This window comes from Salmonella sp. SJTUF15581 (assembly GCF_043356775.1).
Classification (GTDB): domain Bacteria; phylum Pseudomonadota; class Gammaproteobacteria; order Enterobacterales; family Enterobacteriaceae; genus Salmonella; species Salmonella enterica.
Genome location: NZ_JBEUJY010000003.1, coordinates 10,800 through 33,867 on the forward strand (window position 1 = coordinate 10,800; position 23,068 = coordinate 33,867).

The 23,068-nt window shown below is 49.8% G+C and carries 30 protein-coding genes, 1 tRNA gene and 1 pseudogene; 22 read left to right on the forward strand and 10 right to left on the reverse strand.

Features of this window, described 5'->3' with window-relative positions; genetic code table 11:
• Positions 1–416: 416 nt before the first annotated feature.
• Genes ABVN36_RS06855 through ABVN36_RS06875 form a run of 5 tightly spaced genes read left to right on the forward strand, consistent with a single transcriptional unit; the run spans position 417 to position 5,202 of the window.
• Positions 417–2,051 (forward strand): ABC transporter substrate-binding protein, encoded by a 1,635-nt coding sequence (locus tag ABVN36_RS06855; RefSeq protein ID WP_023138638.1) that lies wholly within the window; start codon positions 417–419, stop codon positions 2,049–2,051.
• Positions 2,051–3,025, forward strand: coding sequence for an ABC transporter permease (locus ABVN36_RS06860; RefSeq protein WP_023138639.1), 975 nt, complete (start codon positions 2,051–2,053; stop codon positions 3,023–3,025). The genes ABVN36_RS06855 and ABVN36_RS06860 overlap by 1 nt, the downstream gene beginning before the upstream one ends.
• Entirely contained in the window at positions 3,015–3,827 is an 813-nt protein-coding gene (locus ABVN36_RS06865; RefSeq protein WP_000966637.1) for an ABC transporter permease, read from the forward strand. The genes ABVN36_RS06860 and ABVN36_RS06865 overlap by 11 nt, the downstream gene beginning before the upstream one ends.
• On the forward strand, positions 3,821–4,618 hold the full coding sequence (locus tag ABVN36_RS06870) for an ATP-binding cassette domain-containing protein (protein WP_023138640.1): 798 nt from the start codon (positions 3,821–3,823) through the stop codon (positions 4,616–4,618). The genes ABVN36_RS06865 and ABVN36_RS06870 overlap by 7 nt, the downstream gene beginning before the upstream one ends.
• Positions 4,612–5,202, forward strand: a complete 591-nt coding sequence (locus ABVN36_RS06875; RefSeq protein ID WP_000947460.1) for an ATP-binding cassette domain-containing protein — start codon at positions 4,612–4,614, stop codon at positions 5,200–5,202. The genes ABVN36_RS06870 and ABVN36_RS06875 overlap by 7 nt, the downstream gene beginning before the upstream one ends.
• Before the next feature lie 81 nt (positions 5,203–5,283).
• Here the strand turns inward: ABVN36_RS06875 and ABVN36_RS06880 are convergent, their stop codons facing one another.
• Positions 5,284–6,417: a mechanosensitive ion channel family protein gene (locus tag ABVN36_RS06880; protein WP_000456065.1), complete on the reverse strand. Its 1,134-nt coding sequence runs from the start codon at positions 6,415–6,417 to the stop codon at positions 5,284–5,286.
• A gap of 193 nt (positions 6,418–6,610) precedes the next feature.
• On the opposite strand from ABVN36_RS06880, the gene ABVN36_RS06885 reads away from it, so the two are divergent.
• The 6 genes from ABVN36_RS06885 to ABVN36_RS06910 all read left to right on the forward strand — a co-directional run bounded on the left by ABVN36_RS06885 (position 6,611) and on the right by ABVN36_RS06910 (position 10,332).
• On the forward strand, positions 6,611–6,937 hold the full coding sequence (locus ABVN36_RS06885; RefSeq protein ID WP_001183699.1) for a four-helix bundle copper-binding protein: 327 nt from the start codon (positions 6,611–6,613) through the stop codon (positions 6,935–6,937).
• A gap of 8 nt (positions 6,938–6,945) precedes the next feature.
• Positions 6,946–7,022 (forward strand) — tRNA-Arg (locus tag ABVN36_RS06890).
• 111 nt (positions 7,023–7,133) lie between these two features.
• A complete protein-coding gene (gene zinT, locus ABVN36_RS06895) occupies positions 7,134–7,781 on the forward strand; it encodes a metal-binding protein ZinT (RefSeq protein WP_001537483.1) in 648 nt (215 codons plus the stop codon).
• A 107-nt stretch (positions 7,782–7,888) separates the two neighbouring features.
• Positions 7,889–8,677 carry a cryptic aminoglycoside nucleotidyltransferase ANT(3'')/ANT(9) gene (gene aadA, locus ABVN36_RS06900; RefSeq protein ID WP_023138641.1) on the forward strand — a complete coding sequence of 263 codons (789 nt, stop codon included), beginning with the start codon at positions 7,889–7,891 and terminating at the stop codon, positions 8,675–8,677.
• Positions 8,678–8,821: 144 nt separating this feature from the next.
• On the forward strand, positions 8,822–9,415 hold the full coding sequence (locus ABVN36_RS06905) for a helix-turn-helix transcriptional regulator (protein ID WP_075321959.1): 594 nt from the start codon (positions 8,822–8,824) through the stop codon (positions 9,413–9,415).
• Between the two features lie 68 nt (positions 9,416–9,483).
• A complete protein-coding gene (locus ABVN36_RS06910; protein WP_000190263.1) occupies positions 9,484–10,332 on the forward strand; it encodes a MerR family transcriptional regulator in 849 nt (282 codons plus the stop codon).
• Between the two features lie 254 nt (positions 10,333–10,586).
• On the opposite strand, the gene ABVN36_RS06915 is transcribed toward ABVN36_RS06910, so the two are convergent.
• Positions 10,587–10,835 (reverse strand): biofilm/acid-resistance regulator YmgB/AriR, encoded by a 249-nt coding sequence (locus ABVN36_RS06915; protein ID WP_000208086.1) that lies wholly within the window; start codon positions 10,833–10,835, stop codon positions 10,587–10,589.
• 78 nt (positions 10,836–10,913) lie between these two features.
• A pseudogene (locus ABVN36_RS06920) lies at positions 10,914–11,068 on the reverse strand (hypothetical protein).
• Positions 11,069–11,150: 82 nt separating this feature from the next.
• Between ABVN36_RS06920 and ABVN36_RS06925 the strand changes: the two are divergent.
• From ABVN36_RS06925 to ABVN36_RS06950, 6 genes are all read left to right on the forward strand, one after another.
• Positions 11,151–11,696 (forward strand): chorismate mutase, encoded by a 546-nt coding sequence (locus ABVN36_RS06925; RefSeq protein WP_000617988.1) that lies wholly within the window; start codon positions 11,151–11,153, stop codon positions 11,694–11,696.
• Positions 11,697–11,893: 197 nt separating this feature from the next.
• Complete coding sequence (leuE, locus tag ABVN36_RS06930; protein ID WP_000457190.1) at positions 11,894–12,532, forward strand: leucine efflux protein LeuE; 639 nt, start codon at positions 11,894–11,896, stop codon at positions 12,530–12,532.
• Positions 12,533–12,703: 171 nt separating this feature from the next.
• The gene (yeaR, locus tag ABVN36_RS06935) at positions 12,704–13,066 is read left to right on the forward strand and encodes a DUF1971 domain-containing protein YeaR (RefSeq protein ID WP_001248993.1); all 363 of its coding nucleotides are present in this window, start codon (positions 12,704–12,706) and stop codon (positions 13,064–13,066) included.
• A 2-nt stretch (positions 13,067–13,068) separates the two neighbouring features.
• Complete coding sequence (locus ABVN36_RS06940) at positions 13,069–13,251, forward strand: DUF1869 domain-containing protein (protein WP_000513733.1); 183 nt, start codon at positions 13,069–13,071, stop codon at positions 13,249–13,251.
• A gap of 229 nt (positions 13,252–13,480) precedes the next feature.
• Positions 13,481–14,122, forward strand: a complete 642-nt coding sequence (locus tag ABVN36_RS06945; protein ID WP_023203468.1) for a nitric oxide reductase — start codon at positions 13,481–13,483, stop codon at positions 14,120–14,122.
• A gap of 313 nt (positions 14,123–14,435) precedes the next feature.
• Positions 14,436–14,684, forward strand: a complete 249-nt coding sequence (locus tag ABVN36_RS06950; protein ID WP_000512149.1) for a GlsB/YeaQ/YmgE family stress response membrane protein — start codon at positions 14,436–14,438, stop codon at positions 14,682–14,684.
• A 138-nt stretch (positions 14,685–14,822) separates the two neighbouring features.
• Here the strand turns inward: ABVN36_RS06950 and ABVN36_RS06955 are convergent, their stop codons facing one another.
• The gene (locus ABVN36_RS06955) at positions 14,823–14,921 is read right to left on the reverse strand and encodes a YoaK family small membrane protein (RefSeq protein ID WP_001589065.1); all 99 of its coding nucleotides are present in this window, start codon (positions 14,919–14,921) and stop codon (positions 14,823–14,825) included.
• A gap of 195 nt (positions 14,922–15,116) precedes the next feature.
• Between ABVN36_RS06955 and ABVN36_RS06960 the strand changes: the two genes are divergently transcribed.
• Both ABVN36_RS06960 and ABVN36_RS06965 read left to right on the forward strand, forming a co-directional pair.
• Positions 15,117–15,368: a DUF333 domain-containing protein gene (locus ABVN36_RS06960; RefSeq protein ID WP_000673492.1), complete on the forward strand. Its 252-nt coding sequence runs from the start codon at positions 15,117–15,119 to the stop codon at positions 15,366–15,368.
• 68 nt (positions 15,369–15,436) lie between these two features.
• A complete protein-coding gene (locus ABVN36_RS06965) occupies positions 15,437–15,748 on the forward strand; it encodes a hypothetical protein (protein WP_023138643.1) in 312 nt (103 codons plus the stop codon).
• Here ABVN36_RS06965 and ABVN36_RS06970 read toward each other — a convergent pair.
• Both ABVN36_RS06970 and ABVN36_RS06975 read right to left on the reverse strand, forming a co-directional pair.
• Positions 15,734–16,081, reverse strand: a complete 348-nt coding sequence (locus ABVN36_RS06970; RefSeq protein WP_001222527.1) for a DUF488 domain-containing protein — start codon at positions 16,079–16,081, stop codon at positions 15,734–15,736. The genes ABVN36_RS06965 and ABVN36_RS06970 overlap by 15 nt on opposite strands.
• Positions 16,082–16,199: 118 nt before the next feature.
• Positions 16,200–17,384, reverse strand: a complete 1,185-nt coding sequence (locus tag ABVN36_RS06975; protein ID WP_023138644.1) for a CynX/NimT family MFS transporter — start codon at positions 17,382–17,384, stop codon at positions 16,200–16,202.
• A 100-nt stretch (positions 17,385–17,484) separates the two neighbouring features.
• On the opposite strand from ABVN36_RS06975, the gene ABVN36_RS06980 reads away from it, so the two are divergent.
• Entirely contained in the window at positions 17,485–18,279 is a 795-nt protein-coding gene (locus tag ABVN36_RS06980) for a helix-turn-helix transcriptional regulator (protein ID WP_000579798.1), read from the forward strand.
• Here ABVN36_RS06980 and ABVN36_RS06985 read toward each other — a convergent pair.
• Positions 18,259–18,705 carry a DUF441 domain-containing protein gene (locus tag ABVN36_RS06985; RefSeq protein ID WP_000460698.1) on the reverse strand — a complete coding sequence of 149 codons (447 nt, stop codon included), beginning with the start codon at positions 18,703–18,705 and terminating at the stop codon, positions 18,259–18,261. The genes ABVN36_RS06980 and ABVN36_RS06985 overlap by 21 nt on opposite strands.
• Before the next feature lie 205 nt (positions 18,706–18,910).
• Here ABVN36_RS06985 and yoaI point away from each other — a divergent pair, with 205 nt between their 5' ends.
• Positions 18,911–19,018, forward strand: a complete 108-nt coding sequence (gene yoaI / locus ABVN36_RS06990) for a small membrane protein YoaI (RefSeq protein WP_000272239.1) — start codon at positions 18,911–18,913, stop codon at positions 19,016–19,018.
• Here the strand turns inward: yoaI and ABVN36_RS06995 are convergent.
• On the reverse strand, positions 19,015–19,533 hold the full coding sequence (locus ABVN36_RS06995; RefSeq protein ID WP_010989016.1) for a YbaK/prolyl-tRNA synthetase associated domain-containing protein: 519 nt from the start codon (positions 19,531–19,533) through the stop codon (positions 19,015–19,017). The two genes, yoaI and ABVN36_RS06995, sit on opposite strands and share 4 nt — an antisense overlap.
• Before the next feature lie 49 nt (positions 19,534–19,582).
• On the reverse strand, positions 19,583–21,076 hold the full coding sequence (gene dgcJ / locus ABVN36_RS07000) for a diguanylate cyclase DgcJ (RefSeq protein ID WP_001048654.1): 1,494 nt from the start codon (positions 21,074–21,076) through the stop codon (positions 19,583–19,585).
• Between the two features lie 298 nt (positions 21,077–21,374).
• Here dgcJ and ABVN36_RS07005 point away from each other — a divergent pair, with 298 nt between their 5' ends.
• The gene (locus ABVN36_RS07005) at positions 21,375–21,593 is read left to right on the forward strand and encodes a hypothetical protein (RefSeq protein ID WP_000976277.1); all 219 of its coding nucleotides are present in this window, start codon (positions 21,375–21,377) and stop codon (positions 21,591–21,593) included.
• Positions 21,594–21,745: 152 nt separating this feature from the next.
• Here ABVN36_RS07005 and ABVN36_RS07010 read toward each other — a convergent pair whose 3' ends face one another.
• Complete coding sequence (locus ABVN36_RS07010; protein ID WP_000219714.1) at positions 21,746–23,032, reverse strand: YeaH/YhbH family protein; 1,287 nt, start codon at positions 23,030–23,032, stop codon at positions 21,746–21,748.
• Positions 23,033–23,068 lie beyond the last annotated feature (36 nt).

The window sequence follows — 23,068 nt, forward strand, 5'->3', positions numbered from 1 at the left end:
CATAGCATGTCATTTCATCGGGTTGCCATATGACTGGCGTTCTGCTGGTAAGTTTCATTAACGCCCGGTTCGTTTAATATTGGTTTAGGTTTAAAGCCAGGAAGCGCTAATTACGATACCTTCTTACGTTTCAGTACTGACTAATAACGTTGAGAAAATGAACAGCGTCGGATGGGAAGACGTAATACAGAATAGAAAGGAAATAAGAGAATAAGATGGCGTTAATTAACCCGGTATTCCTGGCGTCATTTCCCTTGCGTTTTATCCCCGTCAAAAGCGGCCTTTAGCCCACGTTGGCGCTCCCGACGTTTGTGCGTATGATGTTTTTAAAAGATCGTCATACTTTCTGTTCTGCATCAATTTTTTCATTACAAATGCTCGCCATAATGCCGTCCTCAGGAGGTCTCCCGACGTTTATGCTGCGCCGGGAGAAACAAAAACAACGTATAATCTGGGGTAAACTGATGATTAAAGGCAAACTGGCGCTCATAACGTGCGCGCTGACTCTGGTATTCACTTCGTCGCTTTTCGCCGCGTCGGACACGGCAGATGGCCATACCTTAAAGCTGGCCATTGGCCCTGAGCCAACGGAAGGATTTGATCCTATGCTGGGCTGGAGCCACGGCAGTTACTTATTGCTTCATGCGCCGTTGCTCAAGCAAAACGCCGATATGAGTTGGGGTAATTTACTGACGGAAAAAGTGGACACCAGCCCCGATGGTAAAACCTGGATACTGACCTTAAAACCCGATCTGAAATTCTCCGATGGCTCGCCATTAACTGCCGAAGATGTCGTATTTACATATAACAAAGCGGCGAAGAGCGGCGGTAAAATTGACATGGGCAACTTTAGTCATGCGCGAGCGCTGGATGCGCGCCGAATTGAGATGACGCTGAGCCATCCGCAGAGCACCTTTGTGAATGTATTAGGATCGTTAGGGATTGTTCCGGCCAGCCGTTATGATGAAAAAACGTTCGCCCGCGAACCGATAGGCGCCGGTCCATACCGACTGGTCAGCTTTCAGCCGGGTCAGCAACTGATCGTTGAAGCTAATCCCTGGTATGCGGGTAAAAAGAATGACTTTAACCGGCTGGTTTTTGTCTTTCTGGATGAAGATAATGCTTATGCCGCCGCGCGCAGCGGACAGTTAGGTCTGGTGCGCATTGCCCCTTCTATGGCGGTGGCCCCGCAGCAGGATAATCTTAAACTCTGGGTACGCGATAGCGTTGAAAACCGGGGCATTGTCTTCCCGATGGTGCCTGCCGGTAAAAAGGATGCTAACGGTTATCCTGTCGGCAACGATGTGACCGCTGATGTCGCTATCAGACGCGCAATTAACTATGCCATTAATCGTAAGCAACTGGCGGAACAGGTGATGGAAGGCCATGCGATACCCGCCTATAGCGCGGTGCAGGGATTGCCGTGGCAAAATCCTTCAGTGGTATTCAGCGATGGCGATATTGCAAAAGCGCGCGCCATCCTGGAAGAGGCTGGCTGGAAGATAAACAGTGCGGGCGTGCGTGAAAAAGCAGGTAAAGAAGCGCGTCTGACCTTATGGTATGCCAGTGGCGACAGCACCCGACGGGATCTGGCCGAGGCGGTGCGCGCCATGTTGCAGCCTTTAGGCATTGTCGTCTCGTTGCAATCGGGAAGCTGGGAAACTGTAGAGCGCCATATGCACGCTAACCCTACGCTGTTTGGCTGGGGAAGTCTGGACCCGATGGAACTCTTCCATCACTACAGTGGGAAAGCCGCTGGTGTGGAATATTATAACCCGGGCTATTACAGCAACCCTGCGGTAGAAGCACATCTGAAACAGGCTATAGATGCGCCTGACTGGCAAAAGGCGATTCCTTTCTGGCAGCAGGTTGAGTGGGATGGAAAGCAGGGCGCGGGCGTCCAGGGCGATGCGGCATGGGCATGGCTGCTTAATATTCAGCATACCTATCTGGCCAACCCCTGTATTGATCTGGGAAAAGGCGCGCCAGAAATCCACGGTAGCTGGTCGGTGTTAAACAATCTTGATGACTGGACCTGGACCTGTCGGTGATGAAATTGTTCTTCAGTCATTTTTTGCGGCTGATTATTCTGTTGGTGCTGGTGGCTGCCGGCACCTTCATTTTGCTTAGCTTTTCGCCCGTTGATCCTATCCGTGCTTATATTGGCAACGATCTGCTCTATGTTCCGCCAGAACAATATGCGCGGATTGCGGCGCGCTGGGGGCTCGACCAGCCGCTGTGGGAGCGTTTCGGTCACTGGTTTTGGCGTTTGCTCCAGGGTGACATGGGGTATTCCATGCTGTTCAACATGCCTGTCGCCAGCGTGATCCGGGAACGTTTTGCGACGTCATTCGCGCTGCTGGCAGGCGCCTGGCTATTGTCTGGTGTGCTGGGCGTGACATTGGGTTTTCTGGCCGGACGTTTTCTCCACCGCTGGCCGGATAAGATGATTTGCCGTATCAGCTACTTATTGTCATCGTTGCCCACTTTCTGGATAGCAATGCTGTTGCTGGCGCTGTTTGCCGTCCGCTGGCCGATATTACCTGTTTGTTGCGCCTGGGACCCCGGAAATAATGCAGGAACAGCTCTTTTATCGGAACGTTTACGCCATCTTGTGTTGCCGGTATGTGCGTTAAGTCTGTTGGGCATGGGGCAAATTGCGCTGCATACGCGAGAAAAAATAGCCAGCGTAATGAAGAGCGAATTTATTCGTTTTGCGCGCGCTCAGGGGGATAAAGGATGGTCGCTGTTACGTCACCAGGTGTTACGTCATGCGATTACCCCAGCGCTCTGCTTACAATTTGCTTCTCTGGGCGAACTGATGGGGGGGGCGTTACTGGCAGAAAAAGTCTTTGCGTATCCGGGGCTGGGGCAGGCCACTATCGATGCCGGCCTGCGTGGCGATGTCCCGCTACTCATGGGGATCGTTTTATTCTGTACGCTATTAGTGTTTGCCGGAAATACGATTTCAGCCTGGCTTGTGGTGGGGCTTAATCGATCGCTGGAGCGTCCCGATGCTCTATAATCCTGCCCCGACGTTGTTTCGTCTGATCCTCTCCGTTACCTGTCTGCTGTTTATTGCCGGATACGGTTATGCCACGTTGAGCCAGCCGCCAGAGGTTAATCTGCTTGCCCGGCATCTGTCGCCTGATATCCAGCACTGGTTTGGCACCGATAATCTGGGGCGTGATGTATGGCTTCGTTGCTTTCAGGGGGCCTTCACCAGTTTACAAATTGGCGTTGGCGCTGCGCTGTGCAGCGGCGTTATCGCGCTAGTGATGGCGGCAGTGGCGCGTATTCATCCCCGGCTGGACCTCCTGATGCGGCTGATAACCGATGCCATGCTCGCCATGCCGCATTTACTTTTGCTGATCCTTATCTGTTTTACGCTCGGCGGCGGTAAAAGCGGCGTCATTGCGGCCGTAGCGTTAACGCACTGGCCCCGTCTGGCGCTGATTCTGCGCGCCGACGCGGAGCGGGTAGCGCAGAGTGACTACCTGACATTGACCTATCGTCTGGGGCATGGACACCTTTATTGCTGGCGATATCACTATTTTCCGGCGCTATTGCCGCAATGGTTGACGGGAACGTTATTGATGTTTCCTCATGCGGTATTGCACAGCGCGGCGTTAAGTTTTCTGGGGTTTGGGCTGGCGCCGCATGAGCCTTCGCTGGGGCTGTTGCTGGCGGATGCGTTACGGTTTATTAGCCATGGAAACTGGTGGCTGGTGCTGTTTCCCGGCCTAATGTTATTCACGCTGGTGATGCTCTTCGATCAGTTTGCGCGCGCCATTCAGCGGCTGTGGCTAAGGAGTGACGTATGCTGAGTTTACAACAGGTTACGCTGGAAAGCGCGCGTTATCGCTGGTATGGCGCGAGACGCTGGTCGCCGTTATTACAGAATGTCTCTTTTGATATCGCGCCCGGCGAAATGGTGGCATTGGTTGGCGGCAGCGGGGAGGGAAAAAGTCTGCTGCTGCAATGTCTGCTCGATCTGCTGCCGGAAAACTTACGCTTTCGGGGGGAGATTACGCTTGATGGCAACCGGCTGGACAGACATACCATCAGGCAGCTTAGGGGCAATACGTTTAGCTACGTGCCGCAGGGGGTACAGGCGCTTAATCCCATGCTGAATATCAGAAAACATTTGAGCAGAGCATGTCATCTGACCGGACGCGCCTGGGATGAGACGCAGATGGTACAGCTATTACAGCAAAGCGATCTTGAACCGACAGTCCTGGAACGCTTTCCCCGCCAGCTCTCCGGCGGGATGGCTAAACGAATTCTGGCGTGCCACGCCTCGCTTAGCCAGGCACGTTATATCCTCGCGGATGAGATCACCGCCTGGCTTGATACCGCACTGGCAAACCAGTTGCTCGAGCACTTGCGAGGTCTTTGCAAGCGGGGATGCGGCGTGCTGTGGGTGACTCATGACCTGCTGCTGGCGGCGCGGTATGCCGATCGCATTGTGGCGCTGCATCAGGGTTATATCACGGACAATATCCGCTGCGAGCAGTTACAGCCGGAAGAGATGAGTGAGCCGTTAAAACGGCAATGGCAAGCATTGCCTGAACTAAGCCCGTTATTTATGCCGACCGGAGAGGGAATAGAATGTTGAGCTGCCGCGACCTCGTTATTCGTCAGGGCGGGAAAGTCTTATGGCAGAACCTGACGTTTACGATTTCTGCCGGTGAACGGGTAGGAATTCATGCGCCAAGCGGAACGGGGAAAACAACGTTGGGGCGCGTCCTGGCCGGATGGCAAAAGCCGACGGCGGGCGACGTTCTGCTGGACGGCAGCCCGTTACCCCTGCATCAGTATTGTCCGGTACAGCTTGTTCCTCAGCATCCTGAACTGACGTTTAATCCCTGGCGAAGCGCCGGAGACGCTGTGCGTGATGCCTGGCAGCCTGATCCGGAAACAATGAGGCGTTTGCATGTGCAGCCCGAGTGGCTGACGCGTCGGCCAATGCAGCTCTCAGGCGGGGAGTTGGCGCGTATTGCGATACTGCGCGCGCTTGACCCACGAACGCGTTTTCTGATTGCCGACGAAATGACGGCGCAACTCGATCCGTCTATTCAAAAAGCGATATGGGTATACGTGCTTGAGGTGTGCCGCAGCCGTTCATTAGGGATGTTGGTGATTAGTCATCAGTCTGCGCTACTTGATCAAGTCTGTACCCGCCATTTACAGGTGGAATAGCCGCAAGTCGTTTCTCCGCATTGCCGTGTCGCCGTTAACGCACCGGGAGCCCATGGGTTCCCGGTATTGTCGGCAGAGATTTTACTGCATGACGCGTTTATCTGCGTTTTTTGCATCAGCGGTATTACTGTAGTCCCTGGTCTCTTCAACCTGTACAGGGGCTCTGACGACCAGACTTGGCAGCGCCAGTTCGATATCATTCTCAATGAGTTTTTCAATAATACGGATATTTATCTCTTGCTGAATATCCATGTATTTATTGTAATCCGCGGTATTGACGATATGCACCACCTCATAGGTCAGCCGATCCTGACCAAAGGCCAGTAGATGGGCGCGGTCGAATTGTGTTTCGCCGACATCGGTAATAATCTTTTTCACCATATCGCCGATGAGGCGTAACTTTTCCGGCGGTGTCGCAGTGGCGACGCCAAAAGTAAACACGATACGACGCGTTTGCATCCGCTTATAGTTGTGTATGGTTTGCTGCAACAACTGCGCGTTCGCACAAACGATCTGTTCGCCGCTGAGGCTACGGATGCGAGTGGTTTTCAAACCGATATGTTCAATCGTACCGGCTACATCATTAAAGACGACGAAATCGCCGATCTCGAAGGGCTTATCGAAACCAATCGACAGCGAAGCGAAGACATCGCTCAGAACGGTTTGTACCGCCAGGGCAATAGCAATACCGCCCACGCCGAGGCTGGCTACCAGTGCGGTAATATCCACGCCGACGTTCGCCAGGATGGAGAGCAGCATCATAGACCAGACGAGCACGCGCAAAATCATACCAAGAATGACTAACGTCACCGGGTTTTTATTGGAGCCTGGGGCATACAGTAAATGACGCATCCATGACTGTACGCCCTGATCAAGCCAAATCGCCATTTGAATCGCAACCACTAAAAACCAGGCGTGAGAGAGGGTAGAGAATAACCGGTCGGGCAGGGCGACAAAGCGCAGGCTAAAGAGAAATGCGGCAAAAAAGATGAGCATCTTACTGGTCTTTTTCAGCATCTCGAAAACAATAGGCCGCAGCCGCCCATGAGCATCATCCTTTTTATCCGGGCGTTGTAGCGCTTTATAGACCACATTAAGTAGCCAGTTGATGAGCCAGTAAGTAATGAGGGTGACGAAAAAAACGACCGCCAGATTGATCCAGAACGTCGTTGACATCAGCATCGCAACGATATTTAGTCGTGCTAAATACTCCATTTTACCTCCGATGAAAAGCAGATGAACATTACAGTATAGACGTCACATCACGGAGGCCGATTTCCGGCTTTACTATTGCTGTTTTATTCAGCACTTTTGTTCAAAAAGTATGAAAAAGAGGGGTAGCCGTTTGGCTATCCCGGCGTTTCTGTGCAGACTTATCTACTCCTCTTAATAAAATAAGGAGTCATTTATGCAACAAGAACATCGTGAGTGTATTGAGCAGTGTTATGAATGCGCGGCGGCGTGTGATATCTGCGCCTCTTCTTGTCTGCGTGAAGATAACGTCGAAATGATGAAGCACTGCATCCAGTTAGATATGCAATGTGCGGCCATTTGTCGCCTGGCGGCGCAATTTATGGCATTGGAAAGCGAGTACTCACAAAAATTATGCCGCCTGTGCGCGGATATCTGCAAAGCCTGCGCCGAAGAGTGTGCAAGGCACGATCACGACCATTGCCAGAATTGCGCGCGGGCATGCAGCCAATGCGCAGACGCCTGCCTTAAAATGGCCGCGTAATTTTTCTTCCGCCATTAGCTCAACCGGATAGAGCATAGAGCTTCTACCTCTAAGGTTCGGGGTTCAATTCCTCGATGGCGGACCAGTTGATATCAAAAAAGGCCACCTGCGCGGTGGCCGCTGAGTTTCTGTTGAAATAAATGCAATGTTATAATATAACAATCATCTTTCTAAGAAAGATGAGGGTAACGTTTTGGTGATTCATTTAAAAAAACTGACAATGCTTCTGGGAATGCTGTTGGTAAATAGTCCTGCCTTCGCGCATGGTCATCATGCTCATGGCGCGCCGATGACGGAGGTTGAGCAAAAAGCGGCAGCGGGTGTGTTTGATGACGCCAATGTACGCGATCGCGCGCTCACCGACTGGGATGGTATGTGGCAATCCGTCTATCCTTACCTGGTCAGCGGCGAGCTGGACCCTGTCTTCAGACAAAAGGCGAAGAAAGACCCGGAGAAAACGTTTGAGGATATTAAAGCGTATTATCGCAAAGGATACGCGACGAATGTTGAGACTATTGGCATTGAAAATGGCGTTATAGAATTCCATCGCGACAATAACGTTGCATCCTGTAAATACAATTATGCCGGCTATAAAATTCTGACTTACGCATCGGGTAAAAAAGGGGTGCGCTACCTGTTCGAATGTAAAGATGCGAATAGCAAAGCGCCTAAATATGTTCAGTTTAGCGATCATATCATTGCCCCGCGCAAATCGGCGCACTTCCATATCTTTATGGGAAATACCTCGCAGCAGGCATTGTTGCAAGAGATGGAAAACTGGCCTACCTATTATCCTTATCAGTTAAAGGCGAATGAGGTCGTTGACGAAATGCTACATCATTAAGTCTGATTGCAATGTTAAAAGCTCGCTATGAATAGTGAGCTTTTTTCTGCCGTTATGCCATATTTCTGGCAACCAATATAAAAAATACCTGCGCCCCCGGAGCAACGATGACGCTGTCCATACCGCCCTCGATTCAATGCCAAACGGAAGCGGCATGTCGCCTGATTACTCGTGTCACAGGCGATACGTTGCGTGCTATTCATTTATATGGTTCCGCTGTCGCGGGCGGTCTGAAGCCAAACAGCGACATTGATCTACTGGTGACAATATGCCAGCCGCTGACGGAGGCCCAACGCGCAACGCTGATGCAGGAATTGCTGGCGCTTTCATCGCCGCCGGGGGCGTCGGCAGAAAAACGCGCTCTGGAGGTCACTGTCGTGCTTTATTCGCAGCTGGTTCCCTGGTGTTTTCCACCTTCCCGGGAAATGCAATTTGGCGAGTGGCTAAGAGAGGACATTTATCAGGGGATTTATGAACCAGCGCAACAGGACTGGGACATTGTGTTATTGATAACCCAGATTCTGGAAACCAGTATACCGCTAAAGGGAGAACGCGCGGAACGGCTGTTCACGCCAGCCCCTGCGGCGCAGTTGCTGAAGGCCTTGCGTTATCCCCTCGACCTTTGGCAATCCACGGCAGATGTGCAGGGAGATGAGTATCATATCGTTTTAACCCTGGCGCGTATCTGGTACACCCTTTCTACCGGGAGATTTACCTCTAAGGATGCGGCGGCTGACTGGCTGTTACCTCAGTTGCCGGAAGAGTATGCTGCCACGTTGCGTGCGGCGCAGCGTGAATATTTAGGTCTGGAGCAACAGGACTGGCATATTTTGCTGCCTGCGGTCGTACGCTTTGTGGATTTTGCGAAAGCGCACATCCCCACGCAGTTCACATAAGATGCCCCAGGACGTCTGTCAGGTTGCGCAAACGGCGTTCCTCAACTACTACTTAATAGGTTCTCATCGCTGAAGTAAGCAGATGATCTTATGCGGGCCATCGAATGGATATTTCCACATGGCTCTCGTTTTGTTGAGGTGGATATGACTGGTTCCGCATCATCTGTTTTAAAGACAGATACAAGACTATTGAGCGAAAACCTGTTTCTTAATTATGGTCTGGAGTCCTTATTTAAGGACGTCGCAATAATAGCTGGTAACGTAAATTATATTATTTTTGATATCGACGATTACTACACCGTACAGCAGTATATTACTTCCGCATTTAAAACGGTACTCATTGGAATTGTTACCCATAATGAATATAACTTTATTGATGAACATCATGCCATATATCGAATAAAGGTCGATGCCTCTATTGCTGAGTGGCGTGAGTTACTGATTTTGGCCGCTGCTGGTCAATTTTTTCCCAGGCCAGAGAAAGTCAGATTAACGGCGAATGAAAGAAATGTTTTGGCGATGCTTGTTAAAGGAATGGATATCCGACAAATAAGCTGTGAGCTAAATGTACATTTAAAAACTATTTACTCAGTACGCTACCATGTTCTGACTAAATTAGGTTGTAGAACAGTTCTGGATTATCAAATACTGTCCGTCTCTAAAGCCTTTATGCACTGGCTTACAATAAATAATGTTGATAATGTAATTTCCCGTGTAAATAGTAAGGTCATTGCTTAATAATGATTTGCTTCTGATGGCGTTTAGGTTCACTATGCTTTCTTACATCATCATGAGGCCAGACAGGCATGGCTACTTTTAGTATTAGCGCAATGGCGGCGCAGTGTGGTGTCACAACAGCAAATATCAGGTCCTGGGAACGCTATGGCCTGCTTCAACCTACCAAGGATGAAGCTGGCAATCGTTTTTATTGCATAGAAGATGCTATCAGAATACAGCATATTATCGACGCGTTAAGCAAAGGCTTCTCATTAAAAGAGATTAAACCTGCACTCTATGGTGAAGAAACGCATTGCCGCTCGGGATGGTTATTTTACCAGGAAGAGATTTTAGCGCAGTGTAGAAAATTCGAACCCGCCAAATTGCGAAAATTACTCTGGCGTTATGGTCGGGAAATTCCGCCGTGTATCGTCATTGAGTCAATACTGCGTCCTTTACGGCTGTGGTTGTCCGCAGGCGATGATGATGCACGCCGATTTGAAAAGGCATTACTGGATACTGCGATTATTGAATACGCCACGTTCCAGCTAAGTAGCGTACGAAAGGCGCCAGCAGGCACAATGCTTATTGCTGCGTTTTCGCTGAACGACCCCATTGAGCTATGGCTGGAAACGATTAAATATTGTAGTGAAGGTATGCGAGTTGAAGTCATCCCCTGGCAGGCGCCGATGCCCGATCTTTTATCAACGTCTTTCGAGCATATTGTTCTGTGGCATGATGAGACATTAACTCCCGCGCAGGAAAATCTTATTCAGGCTTTAAAAGAATCGGGTAAATTTAGTCTTCATGTGAAAAATGGCTCAGGCTTAACATTACTGCCAGCCGTATATCGGCAGCATGAGATGCCAGAAAGCATGCAGCATGTTGCACCGCAAATCCATGCAAACGGCTACGAAAAATCAGGCACCGCACGTTGAGGCATCTGCATTATTAACGAACAGGGGAGGAGTAACCCCCTCCCTTGTTTATACCCTTCATACTTCAAGTTGCTTATGTGTTGGCTACGGATTACTCGGCCCATCCATGGGCCTCGCCCTGACGGGCCGTCGCTCGCGACGTTCACATCTGCTCCCGGCAGATTTGTCGTTCACCCCAGTCACATAGTTATCTATGCTCCTGGGGACTCACTCCCTTGCCGCCTTTAAGCAACTCGCATTATTTTGGGTATATATTAGATGTCGTCAGGTGTCTGAAACAAAACGGCTTCTAAGGCATTACGGTAAATATCAAGCTGCACTACGTCTTTTTCTGTTTCCAGTTTTTCAATAAGTTTGGCGATGATATCCTTATTTGAGACATGCTGCTGCGATTGCAATAGTTCGTAAGTAATTTCCTGAATAGCTCGCTGTTCACATAACATATGTGCAGAAAAAGGATTGCCAGTACTATTTTGTTCGTTGACTAGTGTAATGGTAGTCATATTTCACCATATTCGATGTAAATTGAAGCCGATCTCCCTGAGCGGGGGAGAGAAATTAGTGACCTATTAAAATTAGACCTATATCATAAAACCGTAATAAAAAATCATAAAAACGTGATGCGCATCACATTTGTGTGATTTGTTGTATATTTTATACACTTTAAGTGAAGGTGAAGATTCCGTAGAATCAACGGCCTGTTCTTTTTATCACTCCAGTTTAAACGAATAAGCATTAATACCAATCCGTAATAATTACTTAATGTTATCTTAATAAAGGTAAATTACTGTCAGGCCTCCGTAAAAGGAGGTTGATTAATGATTCGTCATATCGCCATTTTTCTTTGTTCTTTATTGATGTGCAGCACCACTTTTGCCGATTCGGTAACGTCGGTATCGCTTGGCGCGCTCTTAACCGCGCTCAATGAACGCATGTTATTAATGAAAGATGTGGCTGCTTATAAAATGAAGCACCATCTGCCGATAGAGGATTTCACACGTGAACAAAATGTTTTTGCCGAGGCTGAAGAAGAAGCGAAAAATAACGGTCTGGACCCGCATTCGATAACCCCTTTTATTCGTTCGCTAATGGATGCCAGTAAAGCGATACAGTACCGCTATTTAGCGCAGTGGCGAACCGGCTCAGAACCCTCCTTTCCGATACAAACCTTGTCGGTCACCCGGCAACGTATTCGACAACTTGATAATCAAATGTTGATCATTATCAGCCAGCGCTTGATGGTCGGCGCTTTCAGCCACGAGGATATGGTGTGGCTGAGAGCGAAGTTTAATGCGCCGAATCTGAATGAGAGCGATATCAGTGATGTGTTGGCAGCCCTATCTCTGGTACGACGCGCGCGTTAATTCCCCATGAGGAAACGTGGGCCAATACCGGGTGATTGCCTGCGGGGGGCGCGATACAAGAACGTTTTTGGGTGATGTGGATATAAGCGTGGCGGAATAGCGGCCTGGAGAGACGTGGTTTCGCTTCCCATCTTCCGGTGCATTCGTTAGCATACTGTTTCGCAGCTAAGCGTAAATGTTTTCAGGAAGAGGTTAATGTGTTCGCGGAGTATGGTGTTCTGAATTATTGGACGTACCTGGTTGGGGCGATTTTTATCGTTCTGGTACCGGGGCCGAATACGCTTTTTGTGCTTAAAAACAGCGTGGGACGCGGGGTTAAAGGAGGATATCTTGCCGCATGCGGCGTGTTTATCGGCGATGCGATATTAATGTTTCTGGCGTATGCGGGCGTGGCGACGCTGATCAAAACAACGCCGGTTCTGTTTAACATTGTTCGCTATCTCGGCGCGTTTTATCTGCTCTACCTTGGCGCAAAAATCCTTTACGCTACGCTGACCTCAAAGGGGCGTGCGGCGACGGAAACGGTAGTTCCTTTTGGCGCTATTTTTAAGCGTGCTTTAATTCTTAGCCTGACGAATCCTAAAGCCATACTTTTTTATGTTTCCTTTTTTGTGCAATTTATTGACGTTACTGCGCCGCATACTGGGGTGTCATTTTTTATTTTGGCTACCACCCTTGAAATCGTCAGTTTTTGCTATCTGAGCTTTTTAATTCTTTCTGGCGCTTTTGTAACCCACTATATTGGTACCAAAAAGAAACTGGCAAAAGTGGGCAATTCGTTGATTGGCCTTCTTTTCGTCGGATTTGCCGCCCGGCTGGCAACGCTCCAGTCTTAACCCCTGGACCCGTCGACAACGGCGGGTCATTGCTCTCCTTTCGGTTTTATTGCGTGGAAAACAGCAAAATAGTAACCAATAAATGGTATTTAAAATGCTGTTTTTGGAGCGTAACCTTTTTACGACAGCGATGAGATTATCGCTGAGTAACCTGCGGGAAGAGGGAAGCAAATGCGGCAAATTCCACAAAATCATATCCATACACGTTCCACGCCCTTCTGGAACAAAGAGACGGCGCCTGCCGGAATTTTCGAACGCCACCTTGATAAGGGAACGCGACCCGGCGTTTATCCTCGTCTCTCGGTGATGCAGGGGGCGGTCAAATATCTCGGATACGCTGATGAACATTGCTCTGAGCCGGAAGAGATCATGGTGATCAATGCCGGCGAGTTTGGCGTGTTTCCTCCGGAAAAGTGGCACAATATTGAGGTCATGACGGATGATACCTATTTTAACATCGACTTTTTTGTCGCGCCGGAAGTACTGATGGAAGGGGCGACCTCACGAAAAGTCATTCATGCCGGGAGAGAATAATAATGGGAAAAGCTACTTATACCGTCACGGTCACGAATAATAGCAACGGCGTCTCTGTGGACTATGAAACGGAAGCACCGATGACGTTGCTGGTACCTGAAGTTGCAGCAGAAGTTGTGAAGGATTTGGTCAATACCGTGCGTTCCTACGATACCGAAAACGAACACGACGTTTGCGGTTGGTAAAGATGCTGTAGTATCTATTTGATATAAAATGATTTTTTAAATCAGAAGCCGCATCGCGCGTCGCCAGCGTGATGCGGTTTTTGCGTATTGAAAAGCGCTGTTTATTTACATCAGACATGGGTTGAAAAGAAACATTAAGAAAACATTAAGAATATCGCATTGTTTGCTAATGAGAGCGTATTCATAAAACTTATGATTGGGTATTAAAAACCAGAAGAGTCTTATGATCATGAAACTCGATACCCGATTAACTTCGTCAGCACTTACTCTTGCGCTTGCCGCTGTGGTCATCCCGTTTACGGCGGACTGGCAATTGCCTTTGCTTAACGGCGTGGTGGTCCGATGGATTGAAAACGGACAAGCGTTATGGTTACTGTTTGGGGCGCTATTTACCGCCTGGTATATACGGCCACTTTCCCGTCCCGAAGGGGCAAAGCAGTTTTGGCTATGGGCTGTTGTCTGGTGGGTGGTGCTGTTGGGTAGAAGCACCAGTTGGGGGCGTGACTATTTCCCTGACGAGCCGCGTATGCTGTTCAGAACGATTTCAGTACTATTAATTGCTGCGTTGGTATTGCCAGTCCTGTTTTCTGCCGGGCTACGTAAGGAGATTGTTCGTCGTCTGCGGGACGTTCCTCTGCCATTGTGGCTTTTTGCCGTGACGGCATGTTCATATCTGATTTCCGACACTGTCGAGCATCATCGGTGGTTGTCGCCGATATTCCTGCATAACGCTCGTTACACAGATTTGATTGAAGAGCTTTATGAAGTGCCATTTATGATCGGTTTGTTTATGGTTACCGTGGGGTTTATGCAGCAGGACAAGCAGGATGAATGTACTGCGCTGGAGATGACCCCGTATCACGCAAAATAGCGCGGCTGAAAAAGACCATGAATTCGGCATGGGATAGATAGCGGTTAGCAAAAAAAGCCCGCACTCGGTGAGGCGGGCAAATAATACTGGAAGCAATGTGAGCAATGTCGTACCGAACAGGTGGGTTATAAACTCAACCACTCGGTATTGATAAAGATAATCGTTATCATTAATGATTGCAACCCTGATATTTATGCGCTTTTATCCACGACGCTAAAAGGTGATGGATATCACAAACTTCACTTTCCTGACGATGTGCTATTCTTTTTAACGGCAAATAAACCGCTAACGTAAAGACATAAGTGAGGAAAAAATGGGCATTCTTTCATGGATTATTTTTGGACTTATTGCGGGTATTTTGGCTAAGTGGATCATGCCAGGTAAAGATGGCGGCGGATTCTTTATGACGATCATTCTGGGGATCGTTGGTGCGGTAGTCGGAGGATGGATCAGTACGTTCTTTGGCTTTGGCAAAGTGGATGGTTTCAACTTCGGCAGCTTTGCAGTCGCGGTGATCGGCGCGATTGTCGTGCTGTTAATCTACAGAAAAATCAAAAGCTAAACGCAGAACTTTCAGAGATAATAAAGGCTACGACAGGTAGCCTTTATTATTCAAAATGAATTTACCACCAGCCCAGTTCGGTACCCGCCGCCGCAATTAGCGCGATGCCCATCAACACCATCATTGTTTTCCTCATGGTTATGCTCCTGGCGCGGCGTAACCGCCAATAAAAAACCATGCCAAAAATAATATTGCCGTAATGAAAATGACGACAGGGAAGAGGATACCCACTCTCATGCTATTACCTTCACTGTTCAGGGGGCGCCAGAATAGCAGGGTTTTCTCAGCGACAAAAGGTCGGTTGCTTTGTGACAGGGCGTGGTTATTACTGACTTAACCCGGGATAAACACCCGCTAAAGCGCTGACAGAAAGTATGGAAATAGCGTACCCGCCAGGTTATCCTGGACAAAATATCGCTTTAAGGAGTCGTTATGAAATTTACGTGGATTGCGTTGCCAGGCGTATTGCTGCTGAGCGCTTGTTCATCGTCGCAACCCAACGCCCCCAGGCCGCCGCGTATTGGGATGCCTAATCCGGCAGCCGTCTACTGTGAGCAACAGGGCGGTACGCTGATGCCGGTGCAGACCCCACAAGGCGTGCGTTCCGATTGCAAATTGCCCAATGGCGAAATCATTGATGAGTGGACATTATGGCGCAGAGAGCACCCTGATACGAAAAAGTGACAACCTGCGGTCCGACAGGATATGATTAAGAACAATCTGATAATGAGTTTCATGCGGCGCAAGAAAATATGTTTCAGTTAAAGCCGGGCGCGTTGGCAATAGTTATTGGCGCTAAAACACCCGCCGGACGGCAGAATATTGGTAAATCGGTTGAGCTATTTTGCCTGTGTCAACCCGGAGATGAATTCATTAACCCGGTAAATGGACACGTCACCTTACTGCCGAAAGAAGCGCCTCGGGCGCTGTGGCTGGTCACGGGCGATGTAGCCTCCGCCGATGGTCAGCACGGTTTTGCCTGGGTGCGGGAAGAACATTTGATGCCGTTGTCCCCGGACAGACAACCAGGCCAGGCGGCGGCACGACAATCACAGCTCTCGTAGCCACTCTGCCAGCACAATGGCATGGTTCTGGCGAGTATCTTTAGCGGCGTATAGCAACGTTAGCGGTTGGTGTCGGGCAATATCCGCCAGCCGTTTGCCTTCTTGATGCTGTTGCGCAAGTTCTGCCCGGTATTGCTGCGCGAAGTGGTTAAAATCAATCAGTTCGCTATGAAAGGCTTTGCGCAATTCGGTGGAGGGCGTAATGGCCTTATTCCATTCATCATAGACCAGCGCTGCTTTTTTAATGCCGCGCGGCCATAGCCTGTCAACCAATACCCGATAACCATCGTCTTTTTCCGCCGGGAAATAGACGCGCTTACACTGGATTCGCATTTTTCCCTCCTGTGTTGGTGTCGCTTACGGTACTTTTGTCGGATAGCGGTAATGATTTTAATGGATCAGGCCTGATAAACGAAGCGTCATCAGGCATTCAAGTGGGTATCAGGTTTATTTATGACGCTATCTCTCGATCGCGTCCGGCGTAGAGGCCGAAAATCGCCATGATGATAGCCAGAACCGTTACGCCCGATAGCGGCAGATACCAGCTACCGCTGGCATCATGAAGTTTTCCCATGACGGGCGGCCCACATGCCGCCAGTAAATACCCGACCGACTGCGCCATGCCGGAAAGCGCCGCCGCCTGATGCGCCGAACTGGCGCGCAGGCCGATAAACGTCAGGCCGAGGATCATCGTCGCGCCTGAACCGAAGCCGAACAGTAGCGTCCAGATGACAGCCTGGCCCGGCACAAACCAAAGCCCCGCCGCGCCCACCGCGCACAAGAGTGAGACCAGCGCGGCAATCCAGCGTTGATCGTTAAAGCGAGGCAAAATAAGCGGAATGGCTAACCCAGGCGCCGCGGTCGCCAGTTGCAGCAGGCCATGTAGCGATCCTGCCTGTGCTTCGCTGTAACCGTGGCTGATGAGTATTGTTGGTAACCAGCCGATAATCACATAATAAATCAGTGAGTTAAGCCCAAGAAACAGAGTAACTTGCCAGGCTAAAGGCGAACGCCAGATACCGCGTTCATGTAATGCCCGGGAGCTACTCAGGTTAGCTGAGCGGGTAGTGCGCCACTGCGGCAACCAGATAAGAAACGCCAACAGCGGAAACAGCATCAGCATTAACAGCGCGCCGCGCCAGCCAAAACCGTGCAACGCCAGCGGAACCACCAGCGCAGACCCCAACGCGGCGGCGGCACCCATCGTCAATGAATACGCGCCCGTCAGCCTGGCGACATGTTGTGAAAAATCGCGCTTAATCAATCCTGGGAGCAGCACATTACCCAGCGCTATCCCGCACCCAATAATGGCAGTTCCGGCAAACAACAATGCAGCGGAGGGCAGGGAGCGGAGAGCAATACCCGCGCAAATCAGCAGCATTGCGGCAAACAGACTGCGTTCCATCCCAAACCGGCGGGCAATACCGGCCGCCAGCGGCGAAACCAGTGCAAACGCCAGAAGCGGCAAGGTTGTTAGCAGGCCCGTCTGGGCGGTGGAAAGACCGTAATCCGAACGGATTGTCTCCAGCAACGGCGCAGCGCCGGTAAATGTTACGCGCAGCGTAGTGGCTATCATCAAAATACCGGCAATCAGTAAAGCGCCCTGTTTGCCGCGTGGTGAAAGGGCTGTCGTCATCGTTTTCTCATCTCGTCAGGCGAGGCGATACCTTAACAGTTTTTACTGTTTGGATGAATCAAGCTAAAATGACAATTTATCGCTAAAATCGGACAACATAATGATTGGCCTGAGACTGGACGGTTACGATCCCGACCTTCACCACGATGCCGCTGTGGCCTTTTGTATTCGCGCCAGGGATGATGAACTGTTTAGCCCTCGCCATCAGCATCGCAAGGGACAGTTGATCCTCGCTCTGCACGGCGCGATCACCTGTGAGGTGGAAAATGCGATGTGGATGGTTCCGCCCCAGTATGCCGTCTGGCTCCCCGGCTCGCTGCCGCACAGTAATCATGTGACCGCAGGGGCGGAGCTGTGCTTTTTATTTATTGAACCTGCGGCGGTCGTCATGCCGGAGCGTTGCTGCACGCTGAAAATTTCGCCGTTATGCCGGGAGTTGATTTTGTCGCTGGCGCGCAGAACCGATTCCGAAAGAGCGCAAATGCCAACGCAGCGCCTTATTCAGGTGTTGTTTGATGAACTGCCGCAGCAGCCGCAGGAACAATTGCAATTACCGGTATCGGGGCATCCGAAAATCCGCCAAATGGTTGAGACAATGGCGCAGGAGCCCGCGCGATGGAATACATTAGGGCAGTGGGCCAGCGTATTCGCGATGAGCGAGCGTAACCTTGCCCGGCTGGTCGTCAAAGAGACGGGACTAAGCTTTCGTCGCTGGCGTCATCAGTTGCAATTAATTCTGGCGCTACAAGCGCTGATCGCGGGACGTAATGTACAACAGACGGCGCAAATGCTGGGTTATGATTCCACCACGGCATTCATTACCATGTTTAAAAAAGGCCTGGGGCAGACGCCAGGCCAGTATCTGACGGGCGAGTTACTGCTTCCCCACAATTAAAGAGACCAGCCCCGCCGCAATCAGTGGGCCGACCGGCACGCCGCGAAACAGCGCGACGCCAAGTACCGTACCGACCAGCAGCCCGGCGACGAGCTGCGGTTGGTTTCCCATCAGCGTAATGCCGCGACCGCCCAGCCAGGAGACGAAAACGCCGACGGCAATCGCGACCAGCGATTTCCAGTTCACAAAAGAGTGGATCAATGTGGAGGGCGGTAGGGTTCCGCTGGCGATGGGAGCCATTACGCCGATGGTCAGAATGATAATCCCGACGGTGAGTCCCTGTTTTTCAATCCAGGGAAAAAAGGTATTCAACGGGGTTACGCGGACAATAATCAGCACCAGAATTGAGACGGCGACAGTGGTGTTGTGGCTGATAAATCCCAGAGCTGCCAGTCCGAGCAGGATCAGCAGAGTGACATCAAACATTATGGTTTCCTTGCCAAAAAGTAAGCCTGACTACTTTACGCCCAAACGGCAAAGCGCACAGGCCTTTTTAACGATTGATGCGGATTTCAGGCAACTGCCTGAAAGACAATCTCTACGTGAAAAACGGCGTTGTCATTAAATTGCCATCAACGCCGCGTATTGCTAACAGGTGAACCGTCATTGTTGTCTTCCTGAGGATACAATTATGTACGATCCACCGTTTCTTGAAGCGCTGATGATTACGGCGTCGTTTTTCGCCATTTTTATCATTATCGTTGTGTCTGTATTGCTCCTTGAAGGGGAAGGGGACTAAGCCGTTGGCGATGACTGAAAGCGGCGGAAGACTGCCAGTTCTGGTCGGGCGATGCGCAGATAGTCCTGTGTATTCATAATGACTGATTTTTCCAGCAGGCCGGCATTAAAGGCAATTTCATCGAAACGCTCAAACAGGAGCGGATCGGCGACCAGTTTCAGATTGGGGTGAAAACTGAAAGGCGGGATCGCGCCAAAAACGCAGCCGGTCAGCATATCGACTTCCGCCGGGCTGGCAAGGGAAGCGCGTAAGCCGCCCAGATGTGAAGCAAGCTGAGAGAGGTCGGCTTGCTGATCGGCCGCCAGAATAGCAAGAACGTGCTGGTTGACGCCGTTGCCTTTGACTTTACAGACCAGCGCTTTTGCGCCCTGGCCCAGCGCAGTACCGCGTATTTCAGATACCGCTTCGCATTTCCCTACCGCTTCATGGTTCACCACACGATAGCGCGCGTTCTCCTGGGTTAATAAAGCCACTAAACGTTGGTGTGTAGCGACACCCTTCGCGACTTCAGTCATTTCGGCCATTTCTCACTCCTGGTGCAATATGAACATTTACTGCGAAGCACTATGATGAACGATGTTGTTTTTGTTGTTTGTTCAGATACAGCTGCGCATCGGAAGCCTGGTAGGCATCATTAATCGTATCATTGGGCTGCATATTATAAATCCCGGCAGAAAAATGGACTGTCTTATCCGGTGCGATAATTTGCAGGTTACGAATAATACGCTCCGGCAGATGGATAGCCAAATCCGCCGCGTAATCAACAAGAATAATACAGAACTCATCGCCGCCGAGGCGAATGGCGTAATCGCTTTTACGAATCGATGTTTTAATCGCTTTCGCCAACAGGGTAATAATTCGGTCGCCTTCCTGGTGCCCCTGGGTATCGTTGATCAGTTTTAACCTATCGCAATCAATAGCGACAAATGTCACCGGCGTCCCGGCATTGACCAGGCGTTGCAGTCGCTGTTCCAGCTCCGGTGTTAATATTTTACGGTTGTAAAGCCCGGTCATGGCATCGCTAATATTTTCGCGTGTGACGTTGCGATAAAGCCGAAAGTGCATCCGTACCATATTAAGCAGGAGCGCCGTTGCCAGTAAGTAAAAGGCCAGCGCCTTCCAGGACGAGACAAGGAAATAGGTAAAATCAAGGGACAACGAAACGCGCAGCCCACCAGGGATATCATGGCTATAATTCACATATTGAAACAGATTATTTTTGCTTTGATTAATAATAATTTCTTTTCCGGAGTCCATATCCTTTAGTGTTACGTTAAGATAACGCCAAACCAGCGGACGGTCCTGGGTATAAAAAATATTTTTTAAATTATCCTGGTTAACATCCACCATCACGATACCTTTTAACGTTCCCGCCAGATAGACTGGCGTTAAAAAGCTCATGACGTTTTCCTGGGTAATATCATCCATGTAAATACTGGAAATAACCGTACGGCCGGTAAAAAGTTTATCTATATCTTTTCTGTTAATACCCATTGTGCCTTTTTGTAAAAAAGTCCAACGATGCATGGCGAAGCGCCGTGAGTTGATTAAATCATAGAAATAGACATAATGTTTATTTAAATCAACGTAATAACGGAATTTAAGCTCCAGTGTGCCCAGCCCGTGACTGTGGTCGTCCTGCGAACGGTTGATGCTTACCGCCTGATCAAATGCAGGCAGTAAAAGGGCGTCATCAAGATTATCGGTACACTGTGTAGCGGCGGTTTGCAGGGTACCATGTAGCGCCGGATAATTATGCCGGGTCAGGTTGACGCCGTGCGTACCGTTAATAGCCTCAAAGGCGTCGCAAAAAGCGCGGCGTTTTTCTGCGGTGACGGGGTCTCCCGGCGCTTCAAAAGTTCGCATCAAATGTGCGGCGATGCTCTGATTCTGATACTTATCGTACAAAAACGACGAATCGGCTCTCTCCATGATATAACGCATATAGGCATTCATTGCCCTGTCGCTGGCAATAAGTTCGTAAATCAGGAAGGACGATGTCAAAACGATGACGCTTGCCGAGATAAAGTGCCTGAGCGCTTTATGATGCAAATTCATGATGAACTACAGCCCTGAAAGTCGGATGCGTTAGTTTACCATAGCGATGAGAATTCCTCTAATAGACTGTTTAAAAATAAAACGTGTTGATGTTATGGAATAAAAATCATTCTCGATTTAATTGCGGCAATAATTCGATGTGTTGATATTTTCAATGGTTATTAATGGTGGCGAAAGTAAATTTTCAGGTAACGATGTTACATTATTTCTTTTAAAAATAGAAAAACCATTATTATTACCGTGAAAGGAGGTGCGAGAGGGAAGGATATTTATTTATTCTCTTATTCCTGTAGGGGGAATGATGAAAAAGTTGAAAGAAATGGCTGCTATCTCGCTTTTTACATTATTGGCGGCGGGTTTCTCCGCATCGGCTATGGCAGACGGCCAAAAGCCTGGAGGAGTTCCAGCAGCTAAAGTTAAGCCCGTTGGTGAACATGCACACTGGTGTACTCTCTTTGATCCAGATGGTATGGAGTTGCCGCCGTTGCCAGGCAGGAGATGGCCGTATTGTTCTTAACATTAACGCAAAGGCATAACGCTAACGAATCAATTTGTAACATAGGCCAAACAGCTTCATTCACGCTATACGCGAATAATGATGTCAGTCGCGAAGGGTGAACGTTAAGTTGCTAATAAACCTGCCCGTAATAACAACGGGCAGGTTTAGGGTTATGCACTTTGATTGGCGCTCTGTTTCTGAAACAATTCGCGGAATACCGGATAAATATCCTCCTGATCGCGAATATGCTGCATGGCGAAGTTATCGAACGTCGCCTGTAGATGTTCATACTCGCGCCATAAGGTCTGGTGGGCGCGGCGGGTAATCTCAATATAGCTGTAATAGCGCACTACCGGCAGCAGCTTTTTCGCCAGAATCTCATGACACAGCGGTGAATCGTCGGCCCAGTTATCACCGTCTGACGCTTGCGCCGCATAGATGTTCCATTGCCCCGGGTCGTAGCGCTCTTTAACCACTTCATCCATGAGTTTAAGCGCGCTGGAGACAATCGTCCCCCCGGTCTCTTGCGAATAAAAGAACTCATGTTCGTCCACTTCCTTCGCCTGGGTATGGTGGCGGATATAAACCACTTCTACGTTCTTATACGTTCGGCTCAAAAACAGATAAAGCAGAATGTAAAAACGCTTGGCCATATCTTTGGTTGCCTGGTCCATCGAACCCGAGACGTCCATCAGACAGAACATCACCGCCTGGCTGGAGGGCTCAGGCCGTTTTTCATAATTTTTATAGCGTAAATCAAAGGTGTCGATAAACGGCACTCGCTCGATTTTAGCCCGTAGTTCGGCAATCTCCCGACGTAACCGCTCCTCTTCAAGCAGTTGCGCTGGTTCGCTGTGGCTGATGGTCTCCAGTTCCGTTTCCAGCGCGTGCAGTTCGCGGCGTTTTCCTGCCGTCATTGCTGTACGGCGCGCCAGAGAGTTTTGTAGCGAACGTACCACGCTGATATTGGCCGGTACGCCGTTTGAGGTGAAACCGGCGCGGTGAGTTTTATACTCGTTAAGCTGGCGATGCTGGTTTTTCTTCAGATTAGGCAGCGCTAAATCTTCAAAGAGCAAATCCAGATACTCATCTTTTGAAATCTGAAAAACAAACTCATCCTGGCCTTCGCCGTCCTGGCTGGCCTGACCTTGACCGCTGCCGGAACCGCCGCCGCCACCGCCTTGCGGACGCTCAATGCGATCATTCTGGATAAAGTGATCGTTACCCGGATGGACGCGATGGCGCAGACCGCCGCGCCCCTGATGAAACATCGGTTCGCTAATATCATCGGTTGGAATAGAGACGGACTCTCCGCTGTCGACATCGGTCACAGAGCGTTTATTAATCGCTTCGGAAATCGACTGCTTAATTTGTGCTTTATAACGGCGCAAAAAGCGCTGGCGATTCACCGTGCTTTTATTTTTGCCGTTAAGACGTCGGTCTATGAACCAGGTCATATGCCCCCCGTACTGCCAACTGAGCGCCTGTTCTGT

Bases quoted from the DNA above. Each gene is read 5' to 3' on its own strand.
- ABVN36_RS06925 (WP_000617988.1), top strand. From the start codon at position 11,151: ATGATTCGTCATATCGCCATTTTTCTTTGTTCTTTATTGATGTGCAGC.
- dgcJ (WP_001048654.1), bottom strand. From the start codon at position 21,076: ATGAATTTGCATCATAAAGCGCTCAGGCACTTTATCTCGGCAAGCGTC.
- ABVN36_RS06870 (WP_023138640.1), top strand. From the start codon at position 3,821: ATGCTGAGTTTACAACAGGTTACGCTGGAAAGCGCGCGTTATCGCTGG.
- ABVN36_RS07010 (WP_000219714.1), bottom strand. From the start codon at position 23,032: ATGACCTGGTTCATAGACCGACGTCTTAACGGCAAAAATAAAAGCACG.
- ABVN36_RS06905 (WP_075321959.1), top strand. From the start codon at position 8,822: ATGACTGGTTCCGCATCATCTGTTTTAAAGACAGATACAAGACTATTG.
- ABVN36_RS06855 (WP_023138638.1), top strand. From the start codon at position 417: ATGCTGCGCCGGGAGAAACAAAAACAACGTATAATCTGGGGTAAACTG.
- ABVN36_RS07005 (WP_000976277.1), top strand. From the start codon at position 21,375: ATGATGAAAAAGTTGAAAGAAATGGCTGCTATCTCGCTTTTTACATTA.
- ABVN36_RS06915 (WP_000208086.1), bottom strand. From the start codon at position 10,835: ATGACTACCATTACACTAGTCAACGAACAAAATAGTACTGGCAATCCT.
- ABVN36_RS06985 (WP_000460698.1), bottom strand. From the start codon at position 18,705: ATGTTTGATGTCACTCTGCTGATCCTGCTCGGACTGGCAGCTCTGGGA.
- ABVN36_RS06950 (WP_000512149.1), top strand. From the start codon at position 14,436: ATGGGCATTCTTTCATGGATTATTTTTGGACTTATTGCGGGTATTTTG.
- ABVN36_RS06860 (WP_023138639.1), top strand. From the start codon at position 2,051: ATGAAATTGTTCTTCAGTCATTTTTTGCGGCTGATTATTCTGTTGGTG.
- ABVN36_RS06960 (WP_000673492.1), top strand. From the start codon at position 15,117: ATGAAATTTACGTGGATTGCGTTGCCAGGCGTATTGCTGCTGAGCGCT.
- ABVN36_RS06965 (WP_023138643.1), top strand. From the start codon at position 15,437: ATGTTTCAGTTAAAGCCGGGCGCGTTGGCAATAGTTATTGGCGCTAAA.
- aadA (WP_023138641.1), top strand. From the start codon at position 7,889: ATGACGCTGTCCATACCGCCCTCGATTCAATGCCAAACGGAAGCGGCA.
- ABVN36_RS06940 (WP_000513733.1), top strand. From the start codon at position 13,069: ATGGGAAAAGCTACTTATACCGTCACGGTCACGAATAATAGCAACGGC.
- ABVN36_RS06875 (WP_000947460.1), top strand. From the start codon at position 4,612: ATGTTGAGCTGCCGCGACCTCGTTATTCGTCAGGGCGGGAAAGTCTTA.
- ABVN36_RS06945 (WP_023203468.1), top strand. From the start codon at position 13,481: ATGAAACTCGATACCCGATTAACTTCGTCAGCACTTACTCTTGCGCTT.
- ABVN36_RS06865 (WP_000966637.1), top strand. From the start codon at position 3,015: ATGCTCTATAATCCTGCCCCGACGTTGTTTCGTCTGATCCTCTCCGTT.
- ABVN36_RS06995 (WP_010989016.1), bottom strand. From the start codon at position 19,533: ATGACTGAAGTCGCGAAGGGTGTCGCTACACACCAACGTTTAGTGGCT.
- ABVN36_RS06975 (WP_023138644.1), bottom strand. From the start codon at position 17,384: ATGACGACAGCCCTTTCACCACGCGGCAAACAGGGCGCTTTACTGATT.
- ABVN36_RS06910 (WP_000190263.1), top strand. From the start codon at position 9,484: ATGGCTACTTTTAGTATTAGCGCAATGGCGGCGCAGTGTGGTGTCACA.
- yoaI (WP_000272239.1), top strand. From the start codon at position 18,911: ATGTACGATCCACCGTTTCTTGAAGCGCTGATGATTACGGCGTCGTTT.
- ABVN36_RS06980 (WP_000579798.1), top strand. From the start codon at position 17,485: ATGATTGGCCTGAGACTGGACGGTTACGATCCCGACCTTCACCACGAT.
- ABVN36_RS06955 (WP_001589065.1), bottom strand. From the start codon at position 14,921: ATGAGAGTGGGTATCCTCTTCCCTGTCGTCATTTTCATTACGGCAATA.
- ABVN36_RS06880 (WP_000456065.1), bottom strand. From the start codon at position 6,417: ATGGAGTATTTAGCACGACTAAATATCGTTGCGATGCTGATGTCAACG.
- ABVN36_RS06885 (WP_001183699.1), top strand. From the start codon at position 6,611: ATGCAACAAGAACATCGTGAGTGTATTGAGCAGTGTTATGAATGCGCG.
- yeaR (WP_001248993.1), top strand. From the start codon at position 12,704: ATGCGGCAAATTCCACAAAATCATATCCATACACGTTCCACGCCCTTC.
- ABVN36_RS06970 (WP_001222527.1), bottom strand. From the start codon at position 16,081: ATGCGAATCCAGTGTAAGCGCGTCTATTTCCCGGCGGAAAAAGACGAT.